This is a genomic window from Methylophaga thalassica (assembly GCF_030159795.1).
Classification (GTDB): domain Bacteria; phylum Pseudomonadota; class Gammaproteobacteria; order Nitrosococcales; family Methylophagaceae; genus Methylophaga; species Methylophaga thalassica.
In genome coordinates this window covers 500,747-517,756 of the sequence record NZ_BSND01000003.1, presented here as the reverse complement: position 1 = coordinate 517,756, position 17,010 = coordinate 500,747, and the positions used below count along the sequence as shown (strand labels likewise).

General features: G+C 42.2%; 15 protein-coding genes and 2 tRNA genes. 3 read left to right on the top strand and 14 right to left on the bottom strand.

Annotation, left to right across the window (positions count from 1 at the left end):
* Window positions 1-37: 37 nt before the first annotated feature.
* The 14 genes from QQL60_RS02630 to uvrB all read right to left on the bottom strand — a co-directional run bounded on the left by QQL60_RS02630 (window position 38) and on the right by uvrB (window position 13,867).
* The gene (locus tag QQL60_RS02630; RefSeq protein WP_284452117.1) at window positions 38-466 is read right to left on the bottom strand and encodes a group I truncated hemoglobin; all 429 of its coding nucleotides are present in this window, start codon (window positions 464-466) and stop codon (window positions 38-40) included.
* Entirely contained in the window at window positions 466-1,293 is an 828-nt protein-coding gene (locus tag QQL60_RS02625; protein ID WP_284722312.1) for a DUF3034 family protein, read from the bottom strand. The genes QQL60_RS02630 and QQL60_RS02625 overlap by 1 nt, the downstream gene beginning before the upstream one ends.
* Window positions 1,271-3,457 carry a bifunctional diguanylate cyclase/phosphodiesterase gene (locus tag QQL60_RS02620; protein ID WP_284722311.1) on the bottom strand — a complete coding sequence of 729 codons (2,187 nt, stop codon included), beginning with the start codon at window positions 3,455-3,457 and terminating at the stop codon, window positions 1,271-1,273. The genes QQL60_RS02625 and QQL60_RS02620 overlap by 23 nt, the downstream gene beginning before the upstream one ends.
* Window positions 3,458-3,578: 121 nt before the next feature.
* The gene (locus QQL60_RS02615; protein WP_284722310.1) at window positions 3,579-4,250 is read right to left on the bottom strand and encodes a methylamine utilization protein; all 672 of its coding nucleotides are present in this window, start codon (window positions 4,248-4,250) and stop codon (window positions 3,579-3,581) included.
* Between the two features lie 132 nt (window positions 4,251-4,382).
* Window positions 4,383-4,745, bottom strand: coding sequence for a MerR family transcriptional regulator (locus QQL60_RS02610; RefSeq protein WP_007145584.1), 363 nt, complete (start codon window positions 4,743-4,745; stop codon window positions 4,383-4,385).
* The gene (ihfA, locus tag QQL60_RS02605) at window positions 4,729-5,025 is read right to left on the bottom strand and encodes an integration host factor subunit alpha (RefSeq protein WP_007145585.1); all 297 of its coding nucleotides are present in this window, start codon (window positions 5,023-5,025) and stop codon (window positions 4,729-4,731) included. Before ihfA ends, QQL60_RS02610 begins: the two co-directional genes overlap by 17 nt.
* Before the next feature lie 39 nt (window positions 5,026-5,064).
* Window positions 5,065-7,440, bottom strand: a complete 2,376-nt coding sequence (gene pheT, locus QQL60_RS02600) for a phenylalanine--tRNA ligase subunit beta (protein ID WP_284722309.1) — start codon at window positions 7,438-7,440, stop codon at window positions 5,065-5,067.
* A 16-nt stretch (window positions 7,441-7,456) separates the two neighbouring features.
* Window positions 7,457-8,494: a phenylalanine--tRNA ligase subunit alpha gene (gene pheS, locus QQL60_RS02595; RefSeq protein WP_273182017.1), complete on the bottom strand. Its 1,038-nt coding sequence runs from the start codon at window positions 8,492-8,494 to the stop codon at window positions 7,457-7,459.
* Between the two features lie 106 nt (window positions 8,495-8,600).
* Window positions 8,601-8,960 (bottom strand): 50S ribosomal protein L20, encoded by a 360-nt coding sequence (gene rplT, locus QQL60_RS02590; RefSeq protein WP_091711655.1) that lies wholly within the window; start codon window positions 8,958-8,960, stop codon window positions 8,601-8,603.
* Window positions 8,961-8,976: 16 nt separating this feature from the next.
* The gene (gene rpmI / locus QQL60_RS02585) at window positions 8,977-9,174 is read right to left on the bottom strand and encodes a 50S ribosomal protein L35 (protein ID WP_007145589.1); all 198 of its coding nucleotides are present in this window, start codon (window positions 9,172-9,174) and stop codon (window positions 8,977-8,979) included.
* 34 nt (window positions 9,175-9,208) lie between these two features.
* Window positions 9,209-9,727, bottom strand: coding sequence for a translation initiation factor IF-3 (infC, locus tag QQL60_RS02580; RefSeq protein WP_139031853.1), 519 nt, complete (start codon window positions 9,725-9,727; stop codon window positions 9,209-9,211).
* Between the two features lie 3 nt (window positions 9,728-9,730).
* Window positions 9,731-11,656, bottom strand: a complete 1,926-nt coding sequence (thrS, locus tag QQL60_RS02575) for a threonine--tRNA ligase (protein ID WP_284722308.1) — start codon at window positions 11,654-11,656, stop codon at window positions 9,731-9,733.
* A 72-nt stretch (window positions 11,657-11,728) separates the two neighbouring features.
* Window positions 11,729-11,805: transfer RNA gene (locus QQL60_RS02570), tRNA-Val, on the bottom strand.
* 49 nt (window positions 11,806-11,854) lie between these two features.
* A complete protein-coding gene (gene uvrB, locus QQL60_RS02565) occupies window positions 11,855-13,867 on the bottom strand; it encodes an excinuclease ABC subunit UvrB (RefSeq protein WP_284722307.1) in 2,013 nt (670 codons plus the stop codon).
* 78 nt (window positions 13,868-13,945) lie between these two features.
* Between uvrB and QQL60_RS02560 the strand changes: the two genes are divergently transcribed.
* From QQL60_RS02560 to mepM, 3 genes are all read left to right on the top strand, one after another.
* The gene (locus QQL60_RS02560; protein WP_007145593.1) at window positions 13,946-15,130 is read left to right on the top strand and encodes a pyridoxal phosphate-dependent aminotransferase; all 1,185 of its coding nucleotides are present in this window, start codon (window positions 13,946-13,948) and stop codon (window positions 15,128-15,130) included.
* Between the two features lie 63 nt (window positions 15,131-15,193).
* Window positions 15,194-15,269: transfer RNA gene (locus tag QQL60_RS02555), tRNA-Asn, on the top strand.
* Between the two features lie 347 nt (window positions 15,270-15,616).
* A complete protein-coding gene (gene mepM / locus QQL60_RS02550) occupies window positions 15,617-17,008 on the top strand; it encodes a murein DD-endopeptidase MepM (protein WP_284722306.1) in 1,392 nt (463 codons plus the stop codon).
* Window positions 17,009-17,010 lie beyond the last annotated feature (2 nt).

Below are 17,010 nucleotides of genomic sequence, written 5' to 3'. Positions count from 1 at the left end.
TCGCATATGGCTGAAACAAAACAACTACTGTGACTCACTATCGGTAAATGATCTGCTTTCTCAACGGGACTAATCTCGCAAGCAATTGATTTTGTATGGGATGGGAAATACCTGTTTCATTCATAGCATCAATCAGTAAATCTACCAAATGATTAAAATCACGCTCATTGATATCCATCCCGTCATGAATTTGTTGCATTGAGTCACCATTGTACTGACACGGTCCATCACTAGTTGCACAAAGATATAGTATTAAGCTTTTTTTGAATCGGCTGACATTAGACTGGGCAAAGTAATGAAATAGCTGTTCATCATGTCCAATATTTTTCGTGAGGTTGTTAACAATAGAAACGATCCCCTTTTCACCGCCGAGTTTTTCGTACAATGAGGGAGCAGGCGAAAAATGACCGCAAGCGGTCAAAAAGCCGAAGATAAGTAAAATAATGCAAATATTCCTGCATCTCATCAGAAATTGCCCATAATGGAAAAGTAGATACCATCTTGATGTTTTGCACCGGCGATATCCCCCAAGTCAATCCAACCAGCAGTGATATTCAGTGATTTATTGGGTACCCAAGCGAGAAACAGGCTTTTCCAGTCGTCTTCTTTCAGTGATAAATTATCCGGCTTTTGGCGATACTCAACCCCCAAAGCAATATGCCTTCCTAGCAATAAGGCTGTAGAAGCTTCCCAGACGAGTTCGGCACCCTCCCCTTTTGCACCAAATCCTAATAAACCGGTTTGGTTTGCCTCCGTATAACGACCTGTGACATTCCACAGCCAATTCAGGCCAGCAATCGCGCCTAGCTGTAATTTACTCGCAGCCAGATAATAATCTGTTCCACTATCATCTTCTGCGCCGAGTAAATCACCAACAAAGGGATCATGTAACGTTTTATGTTGGATACCTAAACTGAGTTGTGGCCAATCACTATAGACAATATCCCCATACAAACGTAATTTGGCACCGAAAATACGTTGACGAATATTGCGATCCAGAGCATCAACATGAAACGTTTGCTCTGCAATTGATAATTCCAAACGATCGTATAAATTTGTTTGAGCACCACAGACATCTAATCTGTAGTCATCAACCTCACCACGACTGCAAAAAACATTGAAAGCGACTTCATCCTGGCTCGCGTAACCTGCTAATTGTGCCCAAGGAACCAGCCCTCCGCCTCCGCTTCCCTCTATCTGAGAAACACCAGGAGTTGCAATTAATTTTCCATCTGCTGCACAACAGACAACGGGCATGAAAAGCATTAATTTAAGAAATATTTTTTTCCACATACTCTTCTTGCCATGAATAAAACGTACTCGCAGAAAGCGGTTTACTGATGAAATAACCTTGAATTTCGTCACAACCAAAGTCACTCAAAATCTGAAGACCAGCTTCATTTTCTACGCCTTCAGCAACAACATAAAAACCAAGCTGATGAGCTAATTGAATAGTAGAACGAACAATTAATTTATCTTTTTCAGAAGAAGCTAACTGCATAATAAAGCTTTTATCCAGTTTAATTTCATCTACAGGGAGATCTTTGAGTTTCGATAATGATGACTGGCCGATACCATAGTCATCAATAGCAATATGAAAACCATGACTTTTCAACCTTTTTAATGCGGCAACAACAATATGTTCATGGTGCATGATATCTCGTTCAGTAATTTCTAGAGTAACGAGTGCCTGGTTAATTTGATGACGCTCAACCAACTCGCAGAGATGTTTTTCAAAGTCTTTATGCATCAAGTCTTGCGCAGAGACATTAATCGATACAGGGACTATAAGTCCTTTGTTTTGCCAAAATGCCATCTGAGAGAAAACAGAATCAATCACCCAATCCGTTAACTCGATAATAAGCCCAGCTTGCTCGGCCAGATTCACAAATAACTCTGGTGAAATAAATCCCTTATCAGGATGTTTCCAGCGAATCAGTGCTTCTGCCTTAGTACTCTGATCTTGTAAATTAATCTTAGGTTGGTAAACCATAAATAATTCTTCAGTATCAGGTTTTTTAAAAAGATTTTTCAGAGCATCAGTAATTGCCAAACGCTCTAGATGAGCTTCATCTTCACCATCCTTATAAAAATGTATACGCTGTTTACTTTTTCTTGCATTATCGAGAGCGATGCTGGTTCTTCTCAGTAATGATGTTGTGTCAGTACCATTATCTGGATAAATAACAACACCAGCATTGAGCTCCAGGTTTATCATTAATTCAGCAACGTTAAAATCCCCCTCAAGAGAACTGAGGAAATTATCGACCTGATGTATATGACTTAGCTTTTCTGATAAATTCAGTAGAGAAAAGAACTCTACACCGTCTAGTCTCGCCGCCATTTGTATTTCAATAAGCTCAGTATGTTTAAGGCGTGCAGACAGCGCCTTTAAGCAGTCATCCGCAATGTCAGGCCCTAAACGATCATTAATCTGTCTGAAGTTACGAATACTAAAGGCAACCAGTAGTTTTTGCCGTCCTGAAGCTAAATACTCAGGTAATTTTTGTTTCGCCGTATAGATGTTATAGAGGCCAGTTAAAATATCGTATTGAGCTTGGTAAAGAATCTTATCCTCACGGAGTTTAATCCGCTGCCCCATCATTTCAAATGTACTCAGTAGCTGTCTTGCCTCTATACCACTTCTCTCTAGATCAATAGTTGATGAATAATCTCCAGCAGCGAATTTTTCCGCTAGCTTTGTCAATTTTGTCAGTGGGATAGTGAGACTTTTTGCCAGAAAAATACTCAGTAATGATGCAATAATTGCTACCAATAGCGCCAATAAGAAGTTATGAATGATAATTTCGTCATATTGAGCATAAAGAGGAGCAAGGCTGCTGGTTAGTAAAACACCGACAGGCGCTACACTCGTGGATGGCAGGAGCAACTCCTCAGTAATATAAGCAGGCCGAGGAATCATAAATTGATAGGTAAGCTGATTATTCAGATTGTCTTGAAACTGTCTAAAGCTCTCAATACCAATTGTTGAAATCAGTAGCTGCTTGTCTTCATCATAAAAGCTCACATCGACGCCGGTGAGCTTTTTTAACGCATCCATATCCTCAGACGTAATTTCAAATCCGACTACGCTATAAGCAATTGTATGAGGTGCTTTAACCGGCAATAATATCAACTGATAAAAATGCTGATTAATCGTTACAAAAAAACTTTTCCCAGGACTGTTGATCAAACTTTTGATTAAAGCTTCATTTAAATCAGAGTCAGATAAAATCGCCCGGCTGGAACTGATAAAACTGCCAGATAAATCTGTTAGCAGCATCAAATCAGCATCAATTCGTTTACCGTGATTTTGCAATACGCTTTTGATTGTTTCAGCATCGGAAGTTGCAACTGCACGGATGAAACCGAAGTCAGATGTCAGAACGTTAGCAGCAATAACTAATAACTTTTCTTGTGCAGATAAATATTCGATAAGTACCTGTTTTGCACTCAAAACTCGCTCTGTTAGCTGTTGCTGATTAAATTTATGACTACTCAACCATGTACTGACCTGGATAACGACCGCAGTAAAAAATACCAAAAAGGTACATAACAAAAAAATCTTGTTTCGTAATTTAATCCGGTGAAACCACACCAAAAACATCCTCAAAGCTATTTCTAGGTAGCGGGTCGACAGTCGTCACTTTAATCATTAACTGCCCCCTTGTATTGTGTGACAAAGTATCCAGATTAAGTATCTGTTGTGACTCGGCACCATCAGCTTGTTGCGCATGCCACACACGAACAGCTTTAATCGGTTTGTCTACGATTATCTCGGCGCTACCATTATCATCCGTAACAACAGTTTGATTAGAATCAGCGACATAGATATAGCCAATCATACTATCGTGGATATTACATCCCAGTACAACTACGCCAGCCTCATTAAATGTGATAGGTGCTTCTGGCTTATTAGCATAAAGTTTTAGTTCAAAGACTTTTGCTTTTGAGAATGAATACACATGATGTCTGATGTTATCACTATTTGGAAATTCAACAGATTGTCCCTTTTGGATAATAATTTGTTGTGGCGTAAACTGCTTATTGACTTGATCGATACTGGTAAGTGGAAGCGACTTATGAGGTTTTTTTGATACATCATTTAAAGGCTCAATAACGGTATCACTTAATGGTAAGCCTTGTTGATCAACAACCACAAAGGGATATCTTTCCGTCGCCTGAGAATTAACTGAGAAACAAAATATAATCGTTATAGAAATAATCCAGTAACAGCGTTTTAGCGACATGATAACTCTAGTCTATTCGACATTATCGATTCCAATATTGAGAATTAAGCAGATTGAATAAAGTCATTTAACTACGAAAAAAGCCCATACAAGCGATCTTGCATGGGCTTTTTTCATAGCGATTAAATAGATTTAATTTAAAAAAGTTCTTAAATCTTCCAGCTCTTTCAGTAATTCTTTTACAAGCTGTTTTTGGTCCGTTTGGTGTTCAGCAACTATAGTTTTTGTGTCCGTTCCAAGTTGCTGCCTAGCACCACCAATGGTGAATCCTTGCTCGTATAACAAACCACGAATCTCACGAATCAACACCACATCATGCCGTTGATAATAACGACGATTACCGCGTCGTTTTACTGGCTTTAGCTGTGAAAACTCTTGTTCCCAGTATCTTAGAACGTGCGGTTTTACACCGCATAGTTCACTCACTTCACCAATGGTGAAATAACGTTTTGCAGGTATTACAGGGAGTTCGTTGTTGTTACTTGCTTCCAGCATAATTGTCCACCCTTGCCTTCAGTTTTTGTCCGGGTCTGAACGTGACCACACGACGGGCTGTTATTGGGATTTCTTCACCAGTTTTTGGGTTACGGCCAGGTCTTTCGCTTTTATCTCTTAACTCGAAATTACCGAAGCCAGATAACTTTACTTGTTCACCTTTTTCTAGTGCCGAACGAATTTCTTCAAAAAACATTTCAACTAATTCTTTTGCTTCACGTTTGTTGAAACCTAATTCATCGTACAACTGTTCTGTCATATCGGCCTTAGTCAGTGCCATGTCTACCTCAAATTAATTCTTATTGTTTATTAAACGATTTTAAGATCTTATCGTTGCATTCAGTGTTTGCGCCAGGGCTTCTGTCACACTATTGAGCAATGAGTCGACTTCATCGTCTGTTAAAGTTCGTTCTTTATGCTGGAGTATAAAGGCTACTGCCAAGCTCTTTTTACCAAGCTCGACTCCATCTCCACTATATACGTCAAATAATTGAAATGACTTAAGAATATCAGAATCGATCTCCCTCAGGCAATCTTCGATTTGACCCGCCGTAATTGCATCATCAACCAGTAATGCCAAATCACGACGCAAAGCAGGGAATTTTGATAGTGTTTCGAATTCTGGTACATCTGTTTCAACGACGTCAGACAAGCTTAATTCAAACACATAGACCTTACCATCAATATCGAGTGGTTTATTCAATTTTGGATGTAAAGCCCCCAGCCAGCCAATGGCTTTGCCATTTTTGTACACACGAGCAGACTGTCCAGGATGTAATGCCTGATGGGATTCTGCTTCATATGTTATTTGGCCGCCACCCAATTTGAGTAAAGCCTCAACATCCGCTTTGATATCAAAGAAATCGACATTCCGCGGCTTTTGAGACCATTGTTCCGCATATTGGCTACCATAGATCAAACCACCAATTTGACGATGCTGATCAATATTGTCTAGCGTTCCTTTAAATACACGCCCTACTTCAAACAAACGAATCCGTTCATGCTGACGGTTGGCATTATAAACCATGGCTTGCACTAAGCCTGGCCAAAGTGATGTTCTCATCACCGACAAATCAGCGGAAATCGGATTGGCTAATTTAATAGGTGCTGATGTGTCTTCAGCGAGTAGTTGTTGAATTTTGGGTTCTACAAAGCTGTAGGTAACGGCCTCATAATAACCACGATCCACTAATACATTTTGTAAACGCTCAACTGGCGTCAGCGTTTCAGTAATGTTGGTTGTTAATACCGTTCCCTGAGGTCGTGTATTTGGCAATTTATCATAACCATACAAACGCCCTAACTCTTCTATTAAATCAACCTCAATAGCAAGATCAAAGCGGAATGAAGGCACCGAGACTTGCCAGCCATCATCAACATTTTCTACAACGAGACCTAAGCGTGTTAGCTGTTCAGATACTGTTTTTTTATCTAATTCAAGTCCAAGCACACGTTTAATTCTGTCCGCTCGCAGATGAATGCTTGCTATCTCCGGTAACTCTTTTTCACTGCATTGTTCAATAACAGGACCTACCTCACCACCGACAATCTCAAGTAATAAAGCCGTAGCCCGGTTTATTGCTGACTTAGCTAATTCAGGGTCAACACCGCGCTCAAAGCGATGTGATGAATCAGTATGCAAACCATAGCTACGCGCTTTACCGGCAATCGCTTCAGGTGCAAAAAAAGCAGCTTCCAAAAATAAAGACGTTGTTTGTGAACTGACAGCAGATTCTTTTCCACCCATTACACCTGCTAGAGCGAGCGGTTTCTGTGAGTCAGAAATTAATAAAGTCCCCGCCTGTGTTTCTATTTCTTGTCCATCCAACAAAGTCAGTTTTTCACCTTGTTCTGATAAACGGACATGAATGGCTTGATCGATCTTACCCAGATCAAAGGCATGCATAGGCTGGCCTAATTCAAGCATCACGTAGTTTATGACATCAACAACAGGCCCTAAACTTCTCAAGCCACTTCGGCGCAGTTTCTCTTGCATCCATACAGGTGTTTCTGCTGCAGGATTAATATTTTCGATGACACGACCCAAATATCGGGGGCAGGCAGCGCTTGCTTCAACCTTGACTTCAAATGTCTTAGAAGTAGTCGCATTAACATCATCACACGCTACCGCATTAATATCTTCTGAAGTCAGTACGCCTACTTCGCGCGCCACACCAGCGACGCTCAGGCAATCGCTGCGGTTGGGTGTGAGATCAATATCTATGGCCTTATCATCTAAGTCCAGATAAACACGGAAATCCTCACCAACCGGTGCATCATCAGCAAGCTCCATCAAACCTTCCGCTGATTCTGTGAGACCTAATTCTTTTGATGAACACAACATGCCAAACGATGGCACACCACGTAATTTAGCTTGTTTAATTTTGAAATTACCGGGCAATACAGATCCAATAACTGCAACTGGAATTTTTAGCCCTTCACGAACATTGCTTGCACCACAAACAATATCCAATAACTCATCAGCACCGACATTCACTTTCGTCAGACGCAACTTATCAGCATCAGGATGAGTGGTGACAGAGGTAACTTGTCCCACAACAACGCCTGAAAATTCGCCTGCTACAGCCTCTACAGCATCAACTTCGAGACCAGCACCAGTGAGTTTCTCTACTAAAGCATCTGTATCAAGTGCAGGATTGACCCACTCTCGTAACCATTTTTCACTAAACTTCATTGTCTTATCTCGTCGCTTAACTGAATTGTTTCAGGAAACGTAAATCGTTTTCAAAGAACATACGCAAGTCATTAACGCCGTATCTCAACATCGCCATCCGTTCAACGCCTAAGCCAAACGCAAAGCCTAAATACTTTTCACTATCAATATTGACGTGTTTGAATACGTTCGGATGAACCATACCGCAGCCTAATATTTCAATCCAGCCGGTATGGCTACAAACTCGACATCCTTCCCCGCCGCAGATAACGCACTCGATATCCGCTTCAGCTGAAGGCTCAGTAAACGGAAAATAAGAGGGGCGAAAACGCACTTTTAAAGGTTTCTCAAAGAAAGCCTGCAAGAAGTCTGACAAGATGCCTTTCAGATCAGTAAAGCTGATATTTTCATCCACCATCAGCCCTTCAATCTGATGAAACATCGGCGTATGCGTTAAGTCTGAGTCACAGCGATAAACTCTGCCTGGTGCAATCAAACGTAATGGCGGCTGTTCTTCTTCCATCACCCGGATTTGAACCGGTGATGTGTGTGTTCTTAATAATTTATCGGCATCAAAATAAAATGTATCGTGCATCGCACGCGCGGGATGATGCTCAGGAATATTGAGGGCAGTAAAGTTGTGATGGCCATCTTCAATTTCAGGGCCTTCAGCCACATCAAAGCCAATATTCTTAAAGTAACGTTCAATACGTTGTAATGTGCGTGTTACCGGGTGTAAACCACCAATCTCACTATTACGACCAGGTAAGGTAACGTCGACTGTTTCTGCGGCTAAAGCGGCTTGCATCGCCATTTCAGACAAGGTTTTATTTCTCGCATCGATCAGTGCAGAGACATCTTGTTTAGCTATGTTTACCGATTTACCGATAATGGGTCTTTCTTCAACGCCCACATTGGCTAAATCTTTAAGGTAAGCCGTGATTTTGCCTTTTTTACCTAAAAATTCAACGCGAACGTTATCTAAAGCCCGATTATCATTCGCTTGTGCAATTGCCGTTTTAGCAGACTCAACAATGTCGTTTAAAGCTTGTAACTGTGTATCCAGTTCAGCCATTATTACCCCCGTCTGAGGAACAATATTCAGAAACAAAAAAGGGCCGTTTTGGCGGCCCTTTTCTACTTACATGCAAACACGTAGGTTTAATCAATAAACCAACGATTTAGTTTGCCAGTGCAGCTTTCGCTTTTTCTGCAAGTGCAGCAAATGCAGCTTCGTCATGTACAGCGATATCGGCCAGCACTTTACGATCGATTTCGATAGAGGCTTTTTTCAGACCATCGATCATTCTGCTGTAAGACATTCCACACTCACGTGCAGCAGCATTGATACGCGCAATCCATAAAGTACGGAAATTACGTTTTTTCTGACGACGGTCACGATAAGCATATTGACCTGCTTTTGTAACAGCTTGGACAGCTACACGGTATACATTCTTACGGCGACCGTAATACCCTTTAGCTTGATCAAGAACTTTTTTATGGCGAGCACGTGCTGTGACGCCGCGTTTTACTCTAGGCATTAGAAAACTCCCTCAATTACAGGTTTGGCAACATCTTACGAACTGACATGTGATCTGCTTTACAGATTGTCAGAGTAGAACGTAATTGACGTTTACGCTTAGTGCTTTTCTTGGTCAGGATATGACTAGTGAAAGCTTGTGAGCGCTTGAATTTTCCGCTACCAGTACGTTTAAAACGTTTAGCAGCACCACTATGGTTTTTTAATTTAGGCATTGAATTAACAACTCCGCATTGAAAGTTTATGTAGTTATTTTTTACTGACCGGAGCTAAAACCATTGTCATTTGACGTCCTTCTTTCTTAGGGCGCTGTTCGACATTTGACAGTTCTTTTAAATCTTCAGCGACTCTTTCAAGTAACTTCAGACCTAAGTCCTGATGTGCCATTTCACGTCCACGAAATCTGAGACTGACTTTAGCTTTATTTCCGCTTTCTAGGAAACGTATCAGGTTGCGTAGTTTTACCTGATAATCCCCTTCTTCTGTTCCAGGTCGGAATTTAACTTCCTTCACCTGAATTTGTTTCTGTTTTTTCTTAGCTAGCGCTTTCTGCTTGCCTTCTTCAAACAAAAACTTGCCGTAATCCATGATACGGCATACTGGTGGAGTCGCTTGTGGTGCGATTTCCACCAAATCCAGATCAGCTTGTTCGGCTCGTTCCAACGCTTCTTTCAGCGTAACGATGCCCACTTGCTCACCATTAGAATCTGTTAATCGTACTTCTTTGGCTGTGATTTCTCCATTCAGCCTTTTTTGATCTGTAGCGATGTTCTAATCCTCTATAATTATTCGACCGCGACTCGCAACATCTTTCTGTAGCAAGCCAACAAAGTCCTCAAGTTGCATTGCACCTAGGTCTTCGCCTTTTCGAGTGCGTACTGCCACGGCATTATTTTCTGCTTCACGTTCACCCACAACAATCAGATATGGTACACGACGTAAAGTGTGCTCGCGTATTTTAAAGCCAATCTTCTCGTTTCTCAAGTCCGAATCGACTCTAAATCCTTGTTTCTGCAAATTGTTGGTGATATTTCTGACGTATTCAGATTGTTTATCACTGATTCCCATTACCACAACTTGCTTGGGTGCAAGCCATGTTGGGAAGGCACCAGCATACTCTTCTATTAAGATGCCGATGAATCTTTCTAAAGACCCAAGGATGGCACGATGCAGCATAACCGGAACTTGTTTACTGCCATCATCCGCGACATACGCCGCATCCAGACGTCCAGGCATTGAGAAATCCACCTGAATAGTACCGCATTGCCACACACGACCGAGACAATCTTTTAAAGAGAACTCAATCTTCGGACCATAAAATGCGCCTTCGCCCGGTTGTAAATCCCAGTCAAGACCGGCAGCATTTAATGCCTGTTCTAATGCATGTTCAGCTTTGTCCCATACCTCATCACTGCCTACTCTGTTTTCAGGGCGAGTCGATAATTTAACGATAATTTCATTAAATCCGAAGTCAGCATAGACCTCATGTAATAGCTCAATAAAAGTAGCTACTTCTGATTGAATTTGATCTTCAGTACAGAAGATATGCGCATCATCTTGTGTAAATCCGCGCAAACGCATCAGACCATGCAATGTGCCAGATGGCTCGTTACGATGACATGAACCAAACTCCGCCATGCGCAAAGGTAAGTCTCTGTAACTTTTCAGACCTTGATTAAAAATCTGAATATGACAAGGACAGTTCATTGGTTTGACGGCATAGTCACGATTTTCAGAATGTGTAGTGAAAATCATGTCACCAAACTTATCCCAGTGACCGGACTTTTCCCATAAAGTGCGATCAACAACCTGAGGGGTACGCACTTCCTGATAACCGTTATCGCGTAATACATCGCGAATATAGTTTTCAACGACGCGATAGATACGCCAGCCATTATCGTGCCAGAAGATCATGCCAGTCGCTTCTTCCTGCAAATGGAATAAGTCGAGGTTCTTGGCGATTTTACGATGGTCGCGTTTTTCAGCTTCTTCAAGACGATGTAAATACGCTTTCAGCGCTTTTTTATCTTGCCAGGCTGTACCATATACACGCTGTAACATTTCATTATCAGAGTTACCACGCCAGTAGGCACCCGCCAGTTTCATCAATTTAAACGCTTTTAGCTTACCCGTGCTCGGCACGTGCGGACCACGGCATAAATCGACAAAATCACCTTGGCGATAAACCGATAAAGTCTCACCTTGAGGAATGTCTTCGAGGATTTCAGCTTTATAGACTTCACCCATGTCGCGGAATAGTTCGATACCGGCATCACGAGAAATTTCTTCACGAACCACGGGAAGATCTTGCTTCACAATCTCTTCCATACGTTTTTGGATTTTGTCTAAATCATCCGGTGTAAATGCTTCTTTATATGAAAAATCATAATAGAAGCCATCTTCAATGACAGGTCCGATGGTGACTTGAGCTTCAGGATAAAGCTGTTTTACCGCCTGAGCCATCAAGTGTGATGTCGAGTGACGAATCACATCCAGCCCTTCTTCATCACGCTCAGTGATAATGGCGATCTCGGCATCATGATCAATGACAAATGAGGTATCCACCAATTTCCCATCGACTTTACCAGCTAATGCAGCACGAGCTAGGCCAGTACCAATATCAGCGGCAACATCATGGATAGAAACGGGATGATCAAATTGGCGTTGGGAGCCATCTGGAAGTGTTACTGAAATCATATGAAATCCTGGTTGTGGCCGATACAAAGGGCCTTAAAAACCAAAAAAGCGCCTAAGCGCTTTTGAATATGCTGGTAGGCACGAGTGGATTCGAACCACCGACCCCCACCATGTCAAGGTGGTGCTCTAACCAACTGAGCTACGTGCCTGCCGTGAAGCTGCGAAATTATACGCAGCTAACGACAGATTGCAAGCCCTTTAAATCACAGCCGGGCCCAGTGCCACCTTCCGCAAATGTTCCAAGTCATCACGGAGCTTGGCAGCTTCTTCAAATTCAAGGTTTTGCGCATGTTTGTACATGGCGTTTTCAATCTGCTGAATACGTTTAGCCAATTGCTGAGGCGTCAGTGAGGCATACTTGGCCTGCTCTTCAGCGACTTCTGTAGCATGTCTATCATTAGCCGGTTTGGACATCGCATCGTCCATGCCCATTCTGATCGCTTTTTTGATGCCTTGCGGTGTGATGCCATGTTCTTCGTTAAAGGCAATTTGTTTTTCGCGTCGACGGTCCGTTTCATCAATAGCCCGCCGCATCGAACCAGTTATTTCATCGGCATACAAAATCGCTCTACCATTTAAGTTTCTGGCAGCACGACCAATTGTCTGAATAAGAGAGCGGTCACTACGTAGGAAACCTTCTTTATCTGCATCCAGTATCGCGACTAATGAGACTTCAGGTATGTCCAGACCTTCTCGTAACAAGTTAATGCCAATAAGCACATCAAACTCACCCAGTCGTAAATCACGAATAATCTCAACCCGTTCAACGGTATCTATATCAGAATGCAGATAACGCACTTTGACATTGTGCTCACGCAGATACTCTGTCAGATCTTCAGCCATCCGTTTCGTTAGTGTAGTAATTAATACCCGCTCACCCACCGCTGCACGCTTATTAATTTCTGATAAGACATCATCGACTTGTGTCCCCACCGGGCGAATTTCCACTTGTGGATCCACAAGCCCTGTCGGCCTGACTACTTGTTCGACAATCGTGCTGGAATGTTCATTTTCATATTTGCCGGGTGTGGCTGATACAAAGATGGTTTGTGGTGCTAATTTTTCCCACTCTTCAAACATCAGTGGTCGGTTATCAAGTGCTGAGGGCAAACGGAAACCATAATTGACCAATGTCTCTTTTCTGGAACGGTCACCTTTATACATAGCACCAATCTGAGGCACCATCACGTGACTTTCATCAATGACCAGAATCGCATCATCAGGCAGGTAATCAAATAAAGTCGGCGGCGCCTCACCAGGACCGCGTCCTGACAAATGTCTGGAATAGTTTTCGATGCCGTTGCAATACCCCAGCTCCAGCAACATCTCGATATCAAAGCGAGTGCGTTGTTCTAAACGTTGTGCTTCGACCAGCTTATTGTCAGCATTGAGATGTTCGAGTCGTTCTTTTAACTCTTCTTTGATGGCATCGACGGCTTTTAATAAGTTATCGCGCGGCGTGACATAGTGAGTTTTGGGATAAATAGTAATTCGGTTCATCCGCTGTAGGATTTCACCAGTCAGCGGATCGAAGTAGCTGATTTGCTCCACTTCGTCATCGAATAATTCCACTCTGACGGCATCACGTTCAGATTCTGCCGGGAAGATATCAATCACCTCCCCTCTTACGCGATAAGTACCACGATGAAGCTCAACATCATTTCGGCTGTACTGCAGTTCCGTCAGTCTTCTTAATATATCCCGCTGACTGATAACGTCGCCTTGAACCAGATGTAACACCATTTCCAGGTAAGCATCTTTCTCACCCAAGCCATAGATACAGGACACACTCGATACAATAATCGCATCACGTCTTTCCAGCATGGCTTTAGTTGCCGACAAACGCATTTGTTCAATCTGCTCGTTTACTGATGCATCTTTATCTATAAAAGTATCAGAGGAAGGCACATACGCTTCAGGCTGATAATAGTCGTAGTAGGAGACAAAATATTCCACCGCATTATTGGGAAAGAAATCTTTCATCTCACTATAAAGTTGCGCGGCCAAGGTCTTATTAGGCGCCAAAATCATCATCGGCCTGCCCAGTGCTTGCGCAACATTCGCAATGGTGAACGTTTTACCTGAACCCGTTACCCCAAGCAGGGTTTGCCACATTTCACCGTTTTCCAAGCCCTCAATCAAAGTCTTGATTGCGGTTGGCTGATCTCCGGCGGGAGAAAATTCGCTGACTAGCTGAAAATGTTTACTCATACGTCTTTAGCATCGATTATGTTTGGCGTATATTATTGAGATATTTATCAATTTACCGTGTTAAATGAAGGAAAGATTTTGACTATCAAGCTCTCCCAACGTGTTCAAAACATCAAACCGTCTCCGACTTTGGCTATCACAGCACGTGCTGCTGCGCTGAGAGCCGAAGGCAAAGATGTTATTGGTCTGGGTGCAGGCGAACCCGACTTCGATACACCTGAACACATCAAACAAGCTGCTATTGAGGCTATCCACAGCGGCAAAACAAAATACACGCCTGTCGATGGCACAGCAGATTTGAAAGAAGCCATCATCAAAAAGTTCTCAAGAGATAATGGGCTCGAGTATGCCGCGAATCAAGTCTTAGTTTCCGTCGGTGGAAAACAAAGCTTTTTCAACCTGGCCCAAGCCTTTATTGAAGCGGGCGATGAAGTCATCATTCCAGCACCATACTGGGTATCATACCCTGATATGACCCTGCTTGCTGACGGTGTACCGGTTATTATCGAAGCAGGTCAGGAAAACCAGTTCAAAATCACACCTGAGCAATTAGAAGCTGCTATTACAGATAAAACAAAACTGTTCGTTATCAACAGCCCGTCTAACCCAACCGGGATGGCATACAGCTTAAAAGAGCTTGAAGCGTTGGGCGACGTGTTACGTAAACATCCAAACATTCTTATTGCCACTGATGATATGTACGAACATATTTATTGGGCAGATGAACCTTTCTGCAATATTTTGAATGCCTGTCCAGACTTATATGACAGAACATTGGTCATGAATGGTGTATCAAAAGCCTACTCAATGACTGGCTGGCGTATTGGTTATGCTGCAGGTCCTGCCCCACTGATTGCTGCAATGAAAAAAGTACAATCCCAAAGTACTTCTAACCCAGCATCTATTTCTCAGGCAGCTGCTGTGGAAGCACTGAATGGCGATCAGTCATGCATCAAAACCATGCTGACCGAATTCAAAAAACGTCACGATTTCGTTGTGGCTGAATTGAACAAAATGCCTGGTGTTGATTCATTAGAAACTGACGGCACGTTCTATGTCTTCCCAAGTATCGCTGGTGTACTGGAAAACAAGCCAGAATTGAACGATGACATGGACTTTGCTGAAGCCTTATTGGTTGAAAAAGGCGTGGCTGTTGTCCCTGGTTCTGCGTTCGGATTGAAAAATCATATTCGTCTGTCGATCGCCACCAGCGAAGAGAATCTTCGTAACGCACTGATTCGTATCGCCGAATTTATTGCGTAAAAAATTATTCAAATTTAGGCTTGACCTACACAGGTCAAGCCACTAGAATAGCCATCTTTCTGTTCCCCGATAGCTCAGTTGGTAGAGCAAATGACTGTTAATCATTGGGTCGCTGGTTCGAGTCCAGCTCGGGGAGCCAAAGAATATTGAAAGCCTCAAAGAGCAATCTTTGAGGCTTTTTTATTTCTGCATCTTAAATATTCCACTTCTCAAATAGCTCACTATCTCTCTATCTGATCATTCTTATAACACGCAATAAATCTATTGCAGTCACGACTCATACGAACCATTAATTCAAACCCTATTTTTTTCAACTCCTCGAGAACAAAACAAATAAACAATGGTCTGTCTATTCATCTCTTTCGCATGAGCAATTAGTTCTAAAAACTTCAACTAACACAAATACTTATTGATATGATATATCATATTTAATAAATTCATTATATGATATATTCCCAGCTATTTTTTTGATCATGAATATTCGTTATGAAGCAAATCCCACCTAGTCCATATGCTAAGCCTGTAACCCTTGTCGGACTCATCATTTTATTGATTGCTCTTCTTAACTATTTCTTTAGTGATAAGCCAGGTGACAATGCTGAAGTAACAGAAATAACATCAGATAACAGTAAGCCTGCTGAAATAGCTGCAAATGATAGTTCGAGTCATACAGATAATAATCACATCACTGATGAGAACTCACAGCCAGTTTCTGTTGAGCCTGTAGAGCCTCAACCTCAGGATATACGCTATACGGTAAAAGACGGCGATAGTCTTGAAACGATATTCAATCAGTTAAACATTCCTATCAATACGCTCTACAACATACTCGAAGCCGATGAAGCGTATCTCGATGCAGATGTCTTACATCCTGACCAGCAACTTATCTTTACTTTAGACAAAGAACACAACCTCACCGAGTTAGCCCTGGTGGTTGATCCCAAAAAGACGGTCATTTATCAAAGAAGTGATGACAACAACTTCATTCACGATGAGAAATTAACACCCACATCATGGCAAACAGAAGTGTTAAAAGGCACGATTGAAGGCAGTTTTTATCTTTCTGCTGTCGATGCTGGCCTAACTGATAAAACCATCATGACAGTGAGAAAATTACTGCAAAGCAAAATTAATTTCCGCCGAGATCTGCGTGCTGGTGATGAATTCCAGGTGGTGATGGAACGAGAAACCATCGATGACACGCCTATTGGCAATAACACCGTTGTTGCTATCCGTTTTAATGGTAAGAAAGTGGACCTAAGTGCTTATCTGCACACCGATGGCATTTACTACGATAAAAATGGTGAGAACCTCACACCGGCACTGCTCCGCTATCCGACAGAAAAACGGTTCAGAATCAGCTCTTCTTTTAATCCTCGACGTTTAAACCCTGTCACCAAAAGAGTCTCACCTCATAACGGTGTTGATTTCGCCACACCTGTTGGCACTAAAGTTATCTCAACAGGTGATGGTGTCGTATTGCGTGTTGCAACACATCGCTATGCAGGAAAATATGTGGTGATTAAAGAGTTTGGCGCCTTCTCGACGAGATACCTGCACCTGAGCAAAATTCTTGTTCGCAAAGGGCAAAAAGTATCGCGTGGTCAAGTCATTGCATTGTCAGGTAACACTGGGAGAAGTACCGGCCCACATTTACATTATGAACTGCACATCAATGACAAACCCGTTAACCCCATCACCGCCAAAATACCGATGCTGAAATCTATACCCAAAACGGAAATGGCGGTTTATCAGAAACATATTAAAAATCTTGATGATCTGATGTCTGGTAAAGCAATTGTTACAGCAGGCGGGCTTGAATGGTTGAATGAATGGTTAATGCGAGACGAGAAAGTGAAAAAAACATCCACTATGTAACA

What these genes read in the sequence shown, in the direction of transcription:
- QQL60_RS02630 (WP_284452117.1), bottom strand. Translation starts at nt 466, where the DNA reads ATGAGATGCAGGAATATTTGCATTATTTTACTTATCTTCGGCTTTTTG.
- QQL60_RS02625 (WP_284722312.1), bottom strand. Translation starts at nt 1,293, where the DNA reads ATGTGGAAAAAAATATTTCTTAAATTAATGCTTTTCATGCCCGTTGTC.
- QQL60_RS02615 (WP_284722310.1), bottom strand. Translation starts at nt 4,250, where the DNA reads ATGTCGCTAAAACGCTGTTACTGGATTATTTCTATAACGATTATATTT.
- QQL60_RS02610 (WP_007145584.1), bottom strand. Translation starts at nt 4,745, where the DNA reads ATGCTGGAAGCAAGTAACAACAACGAACTCCCTGTAATACCTGCAAAA.
- ihfA (WP_007145585.1), bottom strand. Translation starts at nt 5,025, where the DNA reads ATGGCACTGACTAAGGCCGATATGACAGAACAGTTGTACGATGAATTA.
- pheT (WP_284722309.1), bottom strand. Translation starts at nt 7,440, where the DNA reads ATGAAGTTTAGTGAAAAATGGTTACGAGAGTGGGTCAATCCTGCACTT.
- pheS (WP_273182017.1), bottom strand. Translation starts at nt 8,494, where the DNA reads ATGGCTGAACTGGATACACAGTTACAAGCTTTAAACGACATTGTTGAG.
- rplT (WP_091711655.1), bottom strand. Translation starts at nt 8,960, where the DNA reads ATGCCTAGAGTAAAACGCGGCGTCACAGCACGTGCTCGCCATAAAAAA.
- rpmI (WP_007145589.1), bottom strand. Translation starts at nt 9,174, where the DNA reads ATGCCTAAATTAAAAAACCATAGTGGTGCTGCTAAACGTTTTAAACGT.
- thrS (WP_284722308.1), bottom strand. Translation starts at nt 11,656, where the DNA reads ATGATTTCAGTAACACTTCCAGATGGCTCCCAACGCCAATTTGATCAT.
- uvrB (WP_284722307.1), bottom strand. Translation starts at nt 13,867, where the DNA reads ATGAGTAAACATTTTCAGCTAGTCAGCGAATTTTCTCCCGCCGGAGAT.
- mepM (WP_284722306.1), top strand. Translation starts at nt 15,617, where the DNA reads ATGAAGCAAATCCCACCTAGTCCATATGCTAAGCCTGTAACCCTTGTC.